This window comes from Desulfosporosinus sp. Tol-M2 (assembly GCF_059735615.1).
In genome coordinates this window covers 21,821-35,841 of sequence record NZ_JCAIJG010000059.1, presented here as the reverse complement: position 1 = coordinate 35,841, position 14,021 = coordinate 21,821, and the positions used below count along the sequence as shown (strand labels likewise).

At 45.0% G+C, this 14,021-nt stretch carries 17 protein-coding genes and 1 pseudogene; 16 read left to right on the top strand and 2 right to left on the bottom strand.

Going from position 1 to position 14,021, the window contains the following annotated elements:
* Together lepB and AC6I5A_RS04180 are read left to right on the top strand one after the other, a co-directional pair.
* Positions 1-526: signal peptidase I (lepB, locus tag AC6I5A_RS04185; RefSeq protein ID WP_034612057.1), on the top strand; the 526-nt coding region annotated here is incomplete at its 5' end.
* 92 nt (positions 527-618) lie between these two features.
* Positions 619-1,731, top strand: a complete 1,113-nt coding sequence (locus AC6I5A_RS04180) for a D-alanine--D-alanine ligase family protein (RefSeq protein WP_034612054.1) — start codon at positions 619-621, stop codon at positions 1,729-1,731.
* Positions 1,732-2,057: 326 nt separating this feature from the next.
* Here AC6I5A_RS04180 and lexA read toward each other — a convergent pair whose 3' ends face one another.
* The gene (lexA, locus tag AC6I5A_RS04175; protein WP_034612050.1) at positions 2,058-2,675 is read right to left on the bottom strand and encodes a transcriptional repressor LexA; all 618 of its coding nucleotides are present in this window, start codon (positions 2,673-2,675) and stop codon (positions 2,058-2,060) included.
* Between the two features lie 108 nt (positions 2,676-2,783).
* On the opposite strand from lexA, the gene AC6I5A_RS04170 reads away from it, so the two are divergent.
* The 3 genes from AC6I5A_RS04170 to AC6I5A_RS04160 all read left to right on the top strand — a co-directional run bounded on the left by AC6I5A_RS04170 (position 2,784) and on the right by AC6I5A_RS04160 (position 5,024).
* Positions 2,784-3,584 (top strand): M23 family metallopeptidase, encoded by an 801-nt coding sequence (locus AC6I5A_RS04170; RefSeq protein WP_034612047.1) that lies wholly within the window; start codon positions 2,784-2,786, stop codon positions 3,582-3,584.
* Positions 3,585-3,760: 176 nt separating this feature from the next.
* Complete coding sequence (locus tag AC6I5A_RS04165; protein WP_034612044.1) at positions 3,761-4,750, top strand: D-alanyl-D-alanine carboxypeptidase family protein; 990 nt, start codon at positions 3,761-3,763, stop codon at positions 4,748-4,750.
* Positions 4,751-4,805: 55 nt separating this feature from the next.
* Positions 4,806-5,024 (top strand): hypothetical protein, encoded by a 219-nt coding sequence (locus AC6I5A_RS04160; RefSeq protein ID WP_034612041.1) that lies wholly within the window; start codon positions 4,806-4,808, stop codon positions 5,022-5,024.
* 32 nt (positions 5,025-5,056) lie between these two features.
* Here AC6I5A_RS04160 and AC6I5A_RS04155 read toward each other — a convergent pair whose 3' ends face one another.
* Positions 5,057-5,650, bottom strand: a complete 594-nt coding sequence (locus AC6I5A_RS04155; RefSeq protein ID WP_034612039.1) for a hypothetical protein — start codon at positions 5,648-5,650, stop codon at positions 5,057-5,059.
* A gap of 106 nt (positions 5,651-5,756) precedes the next feature.
* Between AC6I5A_RS04155 and AC6I5A_RS04150 the strand changes: the two are divergent.
* From AC6I5A_RS04150 to AC6I5A_RS04100, 11 genes and pseudogenes are all read left to right on the top strand, one after another.
* Positions 5,757-5,912 (top strand): annotated as a pseudogene (locus AC6I5A_RS04150) (amino acid permease); the annotation flags it as partial.
* A gap of 97 nt (positions 5,913-6,009) precedes the next feature.
* Positions 6,010-6,594 (top strand): 2-oxoacid:acceptor oxidoreductase subunit gamma family protein, encoded by a 585-nt coding sequence (locus AC6I5A_RS04145; protein ID WP_034612036.1) that lies wholly within the window; start codon positions 6,010-6,012, stop codon positions 6,592-6,594.
* Positions 6,591-6,899 carry a 4Fe-4S binding protein gene (locus AC6I5A_RS04140; protein ID WP_034612033.1) on the top strand — a complete coding sequence of 103 codons (309 nt, stop codon included), beginning with the start codon at positions 6,591-6,593 and terminating at the stop codon, positions 6,897-6,899. Before AC6I5A_RS04145 ends, AC6I5A_RS04140 begins: the two co-directional genes overlap by 4 nt.
* Positions 6,896-8,086: a pyruvate ferredoxin oxidoreductase gene (gene porA / locus AC6I5A_RS04135; RefSeq protein WP_034612032.1), complete on the top strand. Its 1,191-nt coding sequence runs from the start codon at positions 6,896-6,898 to the stop codon at positions 8,084-8,086. Before AC6I5A_RS04140 ends, porA begins: the two co-directional genes overlap by 4 nt.
* Positions 8,083-9,021 carry a thiamine pyrophosphate-dependent enzyme gene (locus AC6I5A_RS04130; RefSeq protein WP_034612029.1) on the top strand — a complete coding sequence of 313 codons (939 nt, stop codon included), beginning with the start codon at positions 8,083-8,085 and terminating at the stop codon, positions 9,019-9,021. The genes porA and AC6I5A_RS04130 overlap by 4 nt, the downstream gene beginning before the upstream one ends.
* A gap of 197 nt (positions 9,022-9,218) precedes the next feature.
* Positions 9,219-10,121: a precorrin-6B methylase gene (locus tag AC6I5A_RS04125; protein WP_052167895.1), complete on the top strand. Its 903-nt coding sequence runs from the start codon at positions 9,219-9,221 to the stop codon at positions 10,119-10,121.
* Between the two features lie 365 nt (positions 10,122-10,486).
* Entirely contained in the window at positions 10,487-11,086 is a 600-nt protein-coding gene (locus AC6I5A_RS04120) for a sulfite exporter TauE/SafE family protein (RefSeq protein WP_497900481.1), read from the top strand.
* The gene (locus AC6I5A_RS04115; RefSeq protein WP_497900480.1) at positions 11,083-11,496 is read left to right on the top strand and encodes a hypothetical protein; all 414 of its coding nucleotides are present in this window, start codon (positions 11,083-11,085) and stop codon (positions 11,494-11,496) included. Before AC6I5A_RS04120 ends, AC6I5A_RS04115 begins: the two co-directional genes overlap by 4 nt.
* Positions 11,424-12,254, top strand: coding sequence for a 4Fe-4S binding protein (locus tag AC6I5A_RS04110; RefSeq protein ID WP_497900479.1), 831 nt, complete (start codon positions 11,424-11,426; stop codon positions 12,252-12,254). Before AC6I5A_RS04115 ends, AC6I5A_RS04110 begins: the two co-directional genes overlap by 73 nt.
* Positions 12,255-12,519: 265 nt before the next feature.
* Positions 12,520-12,981 carry a hypothetical protein gene (locus AC6I5A_RS04105; protein ID WP_034612027.1) on the top strand — a complete coding sequence of 154 codons (462 nt, stop codon included), beginning with the start codon at positions 12,520-12,522 and terminating at the stop codon, positions 12,979-12,981.
* 164 nt (positions 12,982-13,145) lie between these two features.
* Positions 13,146-14,009 carry a DUF6544 family protein gene (locus AC6I5A_RS04100; RefSeq protein ID WP_034612025.1) on the top strand — a complete coding sequence of 288 codons (864 nt, stop codon included), beginning with the start codon at positions 13,146-13,148 and terminating at the stop codon, positions 14,007-14,009.
* Positions 14,010-14,021: the final 12 nt, after the last annotated feature.

The following is a 14,021-nucleotide window of genomic DNA, read 5'->3' as shown; positions in this document are numbered from 1 at the left end:
GAAAAGCATAATCCGTTATTTATTTGAACTAGTTGAAATCATTCTGATTGCTTTTGCCCTTTCCTGGGTATTGCGCACCTATGTTATTGAAGCTCGCAAAATCCCTACCGGTTCAATGCTGCCGACGATTCAACTGGAAGACCGGGTCATTGTAGATAAGTTTTTCTTCAAACACTTTGACCACATTGATCATGGAGATATCATAGTCTTTCATCCGCCGCCGAGTGCTCACGCAACTGAGGACTTTATTAAAAGAGTAGTTGGTTTGGCCGGAGATAAAGTAGAAATACGCGATCACACTACTTATGTAAACAATCAACCCCTTTATGAACCTTATGTCTTGGAAAAATCAATAAATAATTTCGGGCCGCTCGTTGTTCCGGCTGATACAGTATTCGTTATGGGGGATAATCGTAACAATAGTGCTGATTCAAGGGAGTGGGGCATTTTGTCTGCCCAAAATATAACCGGCCGAACTCTATTTCGCTATTGGCCTTTGGATCAAATAGGTGCCCTTGCCCGTTAGGCGGGGGCTTTTTTCTTTTTTTTAAGCATATGCTCTATAGGGAGGGCATTTAATCCAATTTCTTTAATTGCTTAAGTTGCTTAATTGGGAGGATGGTGCTTGTGGAAGATCATAAACTAAGGGTCGTTCTTTTATTTGGCGGTCGTTCAGGAGAACATGAAGTTTCTTTAAATTCAGCCCAGTCGATCTTCAAAGCGATTGACCGAACTCGCTATCAGGTAGAAACGATCGGGATTAATAAACAAGGCCAATGGTTTTGGGGCCTTCTTCCTGAAGCTCTGATAAAAGAAGGTTTTCCCCCGGCTGACCGGACACACCAGGTTACGCTGGTCATTGATCCAACAAACCCGCATTTTAGAGCCTTAGACGGCCAAACGCTGCCAAACCAAGGACAAATTGACCTTATTTTCCCGGTACTCCATGGTCCGTATGGGGAAGATGGAACCCTCCAGGGATTACTGGAGATGGCAAATGTACCTTATGTAGGTTCCGGGGTTTTAGGGTCCTCTCTTGGGATGGACAAAGATCGGATGAAGGCCGTCTTCCGTGAGAAAGATCTACCCCAAGCCCGCTATCTGACCTTACTACGTTCAGACTTACTTCGTGGACGGGAAACCTGCCTTAATGAAATTGAAGCAAAGATAGGTTACCCTTGTTTTATTAAGCCTGCCAATCTAGGGTCCAGTGTGGGGATATCCAAAGCGCACAGCCGTAAAGAGTTATTGGATGCTTTGAATGTTGCTGCCATATTTGACCGTAAAATTGTTGTCGAAGAAAATATTAACGGCCAAGAAATTGAAGTCGCCGTTCTGGGAAATGATTCTCCCCAAGCCTCAATTCCTGGAGAAGTTAAACCGGCACAAGAATTTTATACTTACGATGCAAAGTATTCTGATATTGGCTCCAGCGTAATAATTCCAGCGCCTCTCGATGAAGCCTTAATCGCACGTCTTCAGGAAATGGCAATTGAAGCTTTCCGTGCCGTAGAGGCTAGCGGGCTGAGTCGGGTCGATTTCTTTGTAACTCCCCAAAACGAAATTTTCCTTAATGAAATAAATACCTTGCCGGGATTTACAGAAATTTCAATGTACCCTAAGCTTTGGGAGGCGTCAGGAATTCCGTATTCTGAATTAATCGACCGTTTAATTTCCTTTGGGTTGGAACGTTTTTTGGATAAACAAAACAGTAAAATTTCTCAAGATTAGACAAAATAGACTTGCATCCTGACTGACTTTTTTCTTGAATGTGCCTTAATTTGCAGGGCGAACAAAAAGAGGAGCATTGATGGCAACATCCATCTGCTCCCCTTTTTTATCTAAAAACATTTGCCTGCGCATACAATGAAGCATCAAGGTAATTGCTCTTTCTGTTCAACCGTCATATTAAATTTTACTTTCATACCCCCACTCTCCTTCCCTCACTCAAACACGATTGTTAATACGGCCGTTGCTAAGATTCTAATGGGGAATTATCAATTAGAGCATTAACCTAACATTCTTAGGTATTTCTAGGATTATTGGTTATTTTATTTTTACTGAAGATTACGAAAAACTCCAATAACTTTCCCTAAAATCGAGACATCCTGGGAATATATCGGTTCCATCGATGAGTTCTCCGGCTGAAGTCGAATAAGAGTTCTTTCTTTAAAAAAGCGCTTGACCGTAGCTTCATCTTCAATTAAAGCGACAACGATTTCACCGTTTCGGGCTACATTCTGTTGACGGACAACAATAAAATCTCCATCGAAAATTCCAGCATCAATCATACTTTCCCCCTGAACTTTAAGCATGAAAACGTTATCCTGGCGAACAAGATCGGCAGGAAGGGGAAAGGTTCCTTCAATGTTTTCCACGGCTAGAATAGGCTGCCCGGCAGCGACACGGCCGACAACGGGTATATGAACGACTTTTTTGCCCTCGAGTACGTCACTCGAACTATCCAAAATCTCGATCGCCCGAGGTTTTGTGGGATCACGCCGAATATATCCTTTGTCCTCTAACGTCTGCAGATGGCCATGTACTGTAGAGCTGGACAGCAACCCGACAGCTTCGCCAATTTCCCGTACGGCCGGCGGATATCCTTTTTTTCGTATTTCTTGTTTTATGAATTCTAGAATTTTCGTTTGCCGCAGTGATAAATCCGGGTACATAATCTCACACCCCCATCTTTTAACAAATATTTTATCATTTATCGAAATAAAATACAAACAAATGTTCGTAGAATTAGAAAGAAATATTTTAATTAGGGAGAGGGGACCATGAAAATTCCATCGAAGCTAAAACGAATACTTGCTCAGTTGGGGTTACTCATTATTGCAGCCCTAATAGCATGGCAGGAACTTCACCGTCCTCCCACTATTCCGTCGGATGTCTATCCATATTTAACTTCTCTGTCACCGGCTTTAGTGAAGCAGTGTATTAATGAAAATCGAACGTCTCCAACAATTGTCTTAGAGGAATTATTAGCTATACGCTCGACACTCCCTGAAGGAGAAGGACTACCGCTAATAGATCAGCTTAAAGGCTCTGTTCCTTTTTCGGATTTAGACTGGGGAGCAATCCCGCAAAAAAATCAAAAGATTGTTCAAAGGCATTGGGAAATTCTCAGAAAATATACTTATTACCAGCCCGGCAAGTATAGATTTCCCGTTATTGGAAAAACGTGGTTTGAAGATAGTTTCGGTGCGGATCGTGAAGGGGGTAAACGCAGACATGAGGGGACCGACCTTTTTAGCAAAGAAGGAACTCCCATTGTCAGTATTTGTAGAGGGAGAGTTGAACAATTAGGGTGGAACCGCTTGGGTGGAGAACGTGTCGGGATACGCGGGGATGATGGGAACTACTATTATTACGCTCACCTCCAATATATTTCTCCGGCGCTTGTAAAAGGGCAACAAGTTCAAGCAGGGGATCCCTTGGGCACCATGGGCCATACAGGAGATGCTTTAACGACGCCGGATCATCTTCATTTTGGCATTGAACTGCCAAACGGGCAATGGATCAATCCCTATCCCTTTTTGGCGGTATGGCAGTATTGGGGTGAGCATAGAGATGCTTAGTCTGATGATCTCCTGAGTTGATAAAACTTGCCCAAAGTCTTTAAATTCGTTATAATTACTTGATTTATGTTGATTGATTATTTGATTATGTTAACTATATTGATTATGTTGATATACTTTAAATTTCAGTATTTATTTATCATGTATTTATACGTATATTAAAGAAGGGTGAATTAGTGAAACATCTTGCGCATCGTTTTTTTCGCTCCAAATTACCTATACTAATTCTAATAATGACTGTTGGGATTTTTTCATATATCGGATTTCACTATCTGAATCCGACTAGAGCTAAGGAGCTTATTACTGGGGTGGCGGAAACTAAACCTGACTCCCTCACTTCCAATATCCCCCCATCAGTTAAGGAACTCTCAACGCAAGATGAAAGTTACATACTTATTGATCCTCAAACGACTAAAATTCTAAAATCAAACAATGCCGACAGACAGCGTGCGCCTGCCAGTACGACAAAACTCCTCACCGGGCTGATCGCGCTGAAGACCCTGCAAGAAACAGATATCGTACGTGTTGGCCCTGAAGTGAATATTGAAGGGTCACAGCTCGGTCTCAGTCCTGGGGCTGAAATATCGGTCCAAGACCTCTTAACGGCCCTCTATGTGCACAGCTCCAATGATGCCGCTGCAGCCCTGGCCGTAAAAATCAGTGGTTCAATCCCGGCCTTTGCGGAAGAAATGAACAAATATGCAGCCTCTCTAGGCTGTCAGCATAGCCACTTTATGAACCCTCATGGAATGCCCGACCCTGAACATTATACTACCGCTAATGACCTCGCTAAAATTTCAAGTGTATTTCTCAAAAATGAAAGTCTTATGAAATATGTCAAAAAACCTCGCGCCCAAATTCAATGGAAAGATGCCCGGGGTGTGCTTCATAAAGCCGAGTTTGAGAATACGAATCGTCTTTTGGGGAACTATCCCGGAGACGAAGGTCTGAAAACCGGTACTACTACGGAGGCTGCGCAGTGCCTTGTATCCTTTGTCACAAGACCGGACGGAGATTTATTACTCGTCTTATTGGGGAGTAAGAATCGCTACGACGACACCATCAAGTTATTGGATGAAGGATGGGCAGCTCAGCGCTCAGAGGCGGCACTTCGAGAGTTGGCGAAAGACCCTCAATCGCTAATTTTGAGTCCGGGAATATTTTAATATTATCAAGGCAAATGAATAATCTAATCCATCAAAAAATCCGGAGGATAAGACCTTGAGTAAGTTTAGTAATGAATGTGTTTTAGAAGATCGGCCATGTACTGAATGCGGCGAATGTGATCTTTGTGATCTGGATCCTGGTAAACTATGTGATAATTGCTGTCAATGTCTTGAATTTCCAGATGGGGATTTTGCAAAAATTATGATCGACGATATACTGTTGAATACGGATATGCCAACAACTTCCCGCCAGAAAGGGAAGGGTAACCAGTGAAGATAAAATCAGAATCAGAGATATTGAAACGTTTAATCGAAGTGGCCAAAATCCTCAATCTTTATTTCTCTATGGAAAGTTTCGATCGGCGGGTTAATTCTATTGATTCCTGCAATGATGGTGTTTATGGTTTGGGCAAATTCCACGATAAAGGTGTTTAGTCTTGATTTAGTTAAACTCGGGTCATAGGTCAGTTTACTGTTTAAAAAATTATTTAGATGGAATTCCTTGCTCAAAAAGTATTCATCAAATTTTTCTTCAATTATGGCAGGCCCAAAGATAGCAGCCTCCCGGCAGATATATAACCGGCACAGGGGCGTCATAGCATCCCTTGGTAAAACACAACCTAAGTTACTTACAAAAGGACAGCGGTCCAAGCCAACCTTCATTTCTACCATAATTCCGTTATAACCCTTGATTATCCGGCCTTTTTTCAATGTAAACTCATAAATATCGGGGTAATAAAGATTTAAAAATACTAAATCGAAAAGACAAAGTTCCGGTTCGTAGGAACAGCAGCCGATTCCTTTACTTTCATACTTTGTATGCCGGTAACAAACAGCACAAAGGTTAGTACAAACACTTGGACGCAAGGGGTCATTAATAATTTTAAACTCCGCTAACATCAGTAAATTCCTCCTTTTTACCCCTTGTACATTTTCGAAGAGAAAAATATTAATACAACTATTCTAACATAAGATCAAATTACAATCAGAACTACAGAAACGTTATCTACTCCTAAGAGTATACCAGTTTTTAATAAGTTCAGGTGGCTTTGCCTTACTTTTTACCAATGCCGTCATAATGGCAACCCGTATCCGCTTCTGCAAGAGGTGCGGATGTCCTCCCGGAGGAAAATGTCAGATGCCTGGATATCCATATGCCTCTTGACTTGTTTTATTAAGTATGCTCATTGTTATATTATAAGATAAGCTATCAACCAAGATTATTAGAAGCATTCTCAAAGGAACTGGAGGGAAAAGCAATGGCAACCAATGATATGGTAGAAATACGCTGGCACGGCCGGGGCGGACAAGGAGCCAAAATGGCCTGTCTGCTGCTGGCGGATGTGGCCGGTATAGAAGGTAAATTCGTGCAGGGGTTTCCTGAGTATGGACCGGAACGGATGGGAGCCCCTATTACGGCTTATAATCGCATCAGTGAAAAACGGTGTACGATTCATTCCAACATTTACTATCCGGACTATGTGGTCGTGGTAGATGAAAGTCTGCTGGACAGTGTCGACGTTACCGGAGGACTGAAAGAGGGCGGTGCAATAATCATTAATACTCCCCGCTCTCCCCAGGAGATGCGTCCCCGGCTGCGGGGATGGACCGGAAAAGTCTGTACCTTAGATGCCCGCCGCATTTCGGAAGAGATTCTAGGCAGAAACTTCCCGAATACCCCTATGCTGGCCGCTACGGTTAAGGTGAGCGGCGTTTTGGAAACCGAGCATTTTTTAGCGGATATAGAAGAATCCTTTAAACATAAATTTGCTGCCAAACCTCAGGTTATCGAGGGGAACATGGCAACACTGAAAAAATCCATGGAGGAGGTACAGGTAGGATGATTTATGCGAAGGATATCAACGAACGTACCCCTTGGCAGGATCTGACCCCCGGCGGGGAGATCTACGAACCGGGAACCGCACGGGCTTTCAATACTGGTACTTGGCGGACCGACACGCCCATTTTTCACGAGGAAGCATGTAAACACTGTATGCTTTGTATTCCCTTCTGCCCGGACAGTGCTATTCCGGTGAAGGACGGGAAACGTCTGGACTTCGATTATATGCACTGCAAGGGCTGCGGCATATGTGAGGACGTGTGTCCCTTCCCGGCGATTACAATGATGACTGGAGGTGCAGCGATATGAGCAACTGTCTTACCGGCAACGAGGCTGTAGCTTATGCCATGAAGCAGATAAATCCTGATGTCATGGGAGCGTTCCCGATCACTCCCTCCACAGAAATTCCTGAATACTTCGCCCAGTATGTGGCTAACGGCGAGGTTAATACTGAATACGTAACCACGGAGTCTGAGCACAGTTCCATGTCCGTGTGCCTTGCGGCGCAAGCTGCCGGAGCCAGAACCGTCTGCGCTACTTCATCCTGCGGACTGGCACTGATGTACGAGCTTTTATACGTGGCGGCTTCATGCCGTCAGCCTGTTACTCTGGCCTGTGTCAACCGGGCCCTTTCAGGGCCAATTAACATTAACAACGACTACTCCGACTCAATGGGAGCCCGTGATACCGGCTGGATCCAAATCTACGCCGAAAATAATCAGGAGGCTTACGATAATTTTCTCATGGCTATGCCTATCGGCGAGACCCCAAGCGTACGCTTGCCGGTGATGGCCTGTATGGATGGCTTCATTACCAGTCATGCCGTAGAGAATATTGAACTTTTGGAGACGGATAGTGTGCGTAAGTTTATCGGGGAATATAACCCGGAAAACTTTCTGCTGAAAAAAGAAAATCCGTTGGCGGTAGGACCGTACGATGTGAGTCCCTATTACATGGAACACAAGGTCCTGGAGGCTGAGGCAATGAAAGCAGCCAAGGCTCGCATCCTGGAGGTAGCCGCTGAATTTGAGAAGATTTCCGGCCGGCACTACGGCCTGTTTGAAGAATATAGAATGGAGGATGCGGAACTTGCTCTGGTGATCATCGGCTCCAGTGCCGGAACAGCCAAAGCCGCAGTCGACAAGCTGCGGGAGGGCGGAGTAAAGACAGGGCTTGTAAAAATCAGGGTATTCCGTCCTTTCCCAGGCGAGGAACTGGCCCGCGCTCTGGCCAATACCAGGGCCGTTGCCGTCATGGATAAGTCCGAGGGCTTTTCGGCAAACGGCGGTCCGTTATTTGCCGAGACCCGCAGCGCTTTGTATGATCTGAAGGAACGCCCGTTTCTGATTAATATTGTTTACGGTTTAGGCGGTCGTGACATAAAGACCGAGGATTTTGAAAAAGTGTATGGCCGGTTGGCGGCTATTGCCGCGATAGGCGAGATTGGACCGGTATATACCCATATGGGACAGAGGTCAAAGGAGGAGACAGCATGAGCACGGTATATAACCTGAAACGGGAAGTAGAAAAGCCGGCACGTCTCACCGGAGGGCATCGACTTTGTGCCGGCTGCGGTGCCGGGATCGTTGTGGCAGGGGTTCTGCGTGCTCTGGATAAAGAGGACAGGGCAGTGGTGGTTAACGCTACCAGTTGTCTGGAGGTCTCCACCTTTATGTATCCTTACACTGCCTATATGGACAGCTATATACATTCTGCTTTTGAAAACTCCGCGGCTACCTGTTCCGGAGTGGAAGCGGCATATTCCGCTTTGAAACGCCGCGGCAAGGTGGAAGGAACCGTCAAGTTCATTACTTTTGCAGGTGACGGCGGTACCTATGATATTGGGTTTCAATCCCTGTCGGGCGCTATGGAACGCGGTCATGACATGGTCTACGTCTGCTATGACAACGAGGCTTACATGAATACCGGAATCCAGCGTTCCTCTTCAACCCCTCGGTTTGCCCGCACGACTACCACGCCCGTCGGTTCTGTTCAACCAGGTAAGAAACAGAATAAAAAAGATTTGACTGAGATATTGGCTGCTCATAATATCCCTTATGTAGCTCAAACTGCCCCTATAGGCAATTTCAAGGATCTGCACACCAAGTCTTATAAAGCAATTTATACTGAGGGCCCTTGCTTTTTGAACATATTATCCCCATGTCCTCGCGGCTGGGACTACCCCTTAGCCAAGCTTTCAGAGATCGTTAATCTGGCGGTGGATACCTGCGTCTGGCCACTTTATGAAATAGAAGAAGGAGTGTGGCGTCTGAGTTATACCCCGAAGAAAAAACTGCCCGTAGAAAACTTTCTCCGCCCTCAGGGTAGATTCCGCCATATGTTCCAGAAAGGCAATGAGTGGATGATTGAAGAAGCGCAGGCCTATGTGGATCAAAAATGGGAACGCCTGCTGGAGCGCACCGGCGCGTAATTCACTGCTGAGACTGGGGAAAAATCCAGTGAACTCGCTTACACTAAAGCTGAACATCGAGGCTTCAGATGGGGACTCTACCCCACCTGAAGTTACGAAGAACCCATCCCTGCTTATAGAAGTGGGGGTCTTGAAAACTTGTTAAATATGGTATGATAACTATTAATATGATAACTATTAATAGGGAGGTTTTGCCTGTGGAACAGACAATGTTTACTAATGAGGTCATTTTAGCTTGGCTCCAGTATTTTTCACGGAATGCCCCGATCAAACTGGCAAAACTGAAGATGCTGGACATTACAGGAAAGAATAAGAACCTGATTCCAATCGTGATGAGCAACCGGGAAGTGCTGGTCTTTACGGACGCCGGACATCCGGATATTTTCTACGACATGTGGAATGCGGAACTGGGGGACTGTGATATCTGGTACAATGAGGGCTCAAATCCATCCGGCGAGATCAAGCACGACAAGCTCTCAGACATGATCAACCGCGGGATCAATGCCTCGGCAGCTATGTTGATTCAGAATCCTCACGCGGCAACGAATTATCCGATAGGGATAGAGAACAGCCGTTTCTCCTACGGTTCAGTTCACTATGTGTGCCGGGAAGTTCGGGCTGTTATCATGAATAAGCTCAATCTGGGGGACCGGGATAATATATGTATAATCTCCGGTGAGAGCATCGCGGTGGAGGCCGCCATAATTGCTGCTGAGGGCAGCGTCATTGCTGTGGAGTATGACTGCAGGGATCGGAATACCATGATCGAGAATGTTGCGACATTTGGCCTCAGCAACGTAACAATCGTCGAGTCTCTGAAAGATGGTATCCCGGATAAGCTGCCGACGCCGGACGTAGCGTTTATCGTGGCAAGTCCCAGGATCGGCAGTGAAATAAAGAGTCTGCTGGTTATCAATCCGGGCATGAAATTTGTGATCTACACGTTGAACTTTGAAATTCTAACTTCTCTTCCTGCATTGTTTCGGGAAAACGGCTTAGAGCGCACTGAAGCAATCCATATAAAGGTATCGCGAGTCAATAGCAAAAACATGACGGAATCGTTTCCAGCTCCTTGGCTGATCTCTGCTAAGAAGCGTTAAGGGATAGTGATTACGTTGCGGTCTGGATACCGCCGGCATAGGATAATTGTTAAAGCTGCATGAGAGCCATTTTGTCTATAACATGCACTATGCTTATAGATGGGGAGAAGGCAGTATTTGGAGTTTTTCGAATATCAACCAAGAAAAGCTTTAAGAAGTGGTGTACGTTCTTAAAGCTTTTCTTATATATGATCATTTTCAAAAAATAATGTTGATAAGGAGAAAATAATAAATACATTTTCAAGACTCAATGAAAAAAAACATATTTTGTATAAAATTGGCTTTTGGTCTTCCTTACTGACTGCAATTCTAAACCTTTGGTATCTAATTGCTTTTATTATTTATCAGCCAATTCTTCATGCTCCGTGGAGTGTCTGGCTTACTGTGCTCCGGTTCTGGTTCCTCTCATTTTGGGTGAGGGAACAGGTGTTGCCCGGAATTTTAGCCTGCTGGCCAGGTTTCTGGTCGGGCGCCTTATTGGATACCTGCTTTTTGGCCTCCTGGCCTGGGCTTTTGGCAGTCTGCTAAAAAACTCGGCTCACCAGGAAATGTTTTTCGGGCTGGCTTACGTGATCCTGGCAGTAATGATGTTTTTCTATGGATTATCCCTTCCACCCGAGCTATGTGTCGGAAAGCTCATGCACGATAAGAGAGCAAGGTTCTTACAACGATGGCCGGAACTACTGCCGGTGGCCCTTGTTCTGGCCACCGGTCTCAATCTCTGCCCGCCTTTTCTGCTTGTATTCACGGGAGCGGCCGGTTCCGCCAGCCTGGCAAAAAGCCTGTTGTTCTTCCTGGCCTTCTTCCTGGGAACGTCGCTATATTTCTTACCTTTGCCCTTTCTCGGAACCTTGCGGCGTTTCCCGTCCATACAGACTGTCGGCCGCTTGGCGTGCGTGGTGATGGCCCTTTACTATCTCTATATCGGGATTATTATGTTAGGAGGAGGAATGATAAAATTATGAGTATCATTGAACCCCAGGTGGACACCCCGCCGCAGAACAAGAAGATTTTACGGACGGTTCTCCTAACCTTGCCCATGCTGCTCTTAATCGGCTTGATGGTTTTTCAGGGAAGTATCCCCAAATCCACTCCAGAGCTGATTGCCAAGATTCTGACCTTTTCTATTCTTAATGTAGTATTTATCATGATGATGCTTACAGGTAAAACTTATAAGTACCGGGCTACCCTATTTACCCTTATTGCGTTTTGTTTTTGCTTTGGCTTTATTTCTAACCTAATTGAAATCCGCGGCAGTATGGCTATTGACGAGGCACACATGCTGGCTGGAGAAACACCTTTTTGCCATCTGGTTATCCCTATGATTATTATTCCGGCTGCTTTGACCGAACCATCATCTTTCCTGGCTCCTTAATGACCGGTTATGCTTCAATTGCAGGCATGATCGTGCTCTGGCTGGGGGCTACACTGGTCCTGGGGCGTGGCTGGTGCAGCTGGGTCTGCTTCTTCGGGGGCTTTGATGAGGGATTTTCCCGTTTACGCAAGCAAGCCCTAATCAAGAAAATTGATCCACGCTGGACCTACTTACCCTGGGCGGTTTTGATCGTGATCGTCCTGCTTTCGGCCCTGCTCCTTACCCCGGTTTACTGCGAGTGGCTCTGCCCCTTCAAAACAGTTACTGAGTTTGTTAAGATAACATCCTTCAAGACCCTGGTGCAAGCCATTATCTTTGTCAGTCTGTTTCTGGGGTTGGTGGTTGTAATGCCTTTGCTAACCCGGCGCAGGATACAGTGTGGCCTCTTCTGCCCATTCGCAGCTTTTCAATCTCTGTTTAACAAGGTGAACATCTTCGATATCCGCATTAATCAGGAGCAGTGCAAGCTTTGCAAGAAATGTATCAATGAGTGCCCCACCTTCTCCCTGAACGAAGGATGCGTAAAAGACGGCACCGCTTTGATGTCCTGCACCAAATGCGGCCAGTGTGTGGATACTTGTCCGCGGGGAGCAGTCACTTATCATATAAAGGGGACTCCGGTTAAGCTGCATTCAGATCTGGCTCGGGTGCTTTTCATTTACCCGGCTTATATTTTTATGACCGCCATCGGTGGTTCTATGATTGTAGATGCCCTGACGAAATTGATCAAACTGGTAAGCACGGGGAGCATGTTTTAGGCATATGAAAGAAAATAACAAGTCAAAGATGCCTTGGATATTTTGCGTCAGACAAGGAGGTATTTTTCCAGAGGTCGGATAACAGAGGCCAGAGATCAGAAAGGAAATACAACGATCTGACACATCCGGCTTCTGACCTCTGACCTCTGACTTCTGAGTTTAGGTGAACATACTGACGCAGTATGACACAAAATAGACTGGCATACTGACTGGTTATTTTCTTGAATGTGCATTAGGTCAGATATCTGAGAGGAGGAAAGTGAAGGTGTCACGATTCAAGACAGTTGGAGGATATATCCTGGCCGCCCTGGCTGTGCCAGTGGTGCTGGCTGTTTTTATGGGGCAGAATTACTGGATGAATGAGCTGGTGGCCATAACCGGTGTGAAGGTTTCGCCCTGGGAGACTGGTGGCGATGTGATTAACACTATCGACCATGGTGAATATCTGACTGCTATACATGAGCAGGTCTTCCAGGGATTATTGGGCGAGAAGAAGGAAGGGCTGGTGCAGGTAGACTGGCAACCGGCCGAAAACCTACCGGACCGCATTGACGAATATGTCGATTATGACGCCGATGACAAAAACGATTTTTATATTGAATTAGACACCACAAGTAATCAGGCCAATGTGCTGCCTTTGCAGACTGGAGTTATTGGGTTGAAAAAAACCTACGTCCTGAAAGATGGACAGGCAGTACGGATTAGGGTAAAAAACCCGAGGAGATAAAGAAAGCAGGCCCTAATGAATATGGTCTTTACCTCAGACAGCACCGACCTGAAACAAATCGGACGGGACGTGGCGAACTTTTATCATACGCAGTACTTAATTTAAAAAAACAGACAGGATGCATCCGCGTTCAACCGGCGCTATGATAAAGGAGTTGCTAAATAATGAAAAGAGAGAAAAAGATTTTGCTTTGGATTTCAGCAGTTATTACTTTATTAATTGCAGGTACATTGGTATGGTTTAATCTTCCTTATTCGCCCAACAAAGCAGAATTTAAGAAATTAACCAGCTATCAAATAGCAAAAATGCCAAATCCAAACGGAATTTTTTGCACCGAGGATATTGCGAAACTACCCGCACCAGTACAAAAATATTTTCAGTATTGTGGATATATTGGAACACCTAAAATGTCGAACATGCAAGTCTATTACAATGATGTTGATTTTGTATTATCACCAGATAAACCCAAGCTGAAAATAAAATATATCCAATACAACTTTATTGACGAACCGGAGAGGATTGCTTTAATTGATAGCAGTATGTATGGCATCCCTTTTGAAGGTATTGATGCCTACCAAAATGGGGTAGGTTCAATGAAAGGGGTTATTGCCAAATCGTTCACCTTGTTTGAACAAAAGGGTGCAGCGATGGATAAAGCCGGTCTGGTTACCTGCCTGGCTGAATGTTTGTTGTTACCCAACCTGGCTTTACAAGACTATATTAGTTGGACAGAAATTGATAATACTCATGCCAAGGCGACGATAACTTATTACGGAACATCAGCAAGTGGAATATTCACCTTTAATGATAACGTTATGATGACTAGTTTCACCACCGATGATCGAGCAAATATTGATACCAATGGCAACCTGCAAAAGGTAAAGTGGTCAGCAGTCTGCGGAGATTATCAAGCTGTGAACGGAATAAAGTATCCAACCACTCTAAAAGCGGTATGGCACTTTGCGGCAGGAGACCTGGTATATTTTGATGGCAGAGATGTAGTCATCAAATATAATGTTGAAAAGTAAATATGCGGGAGG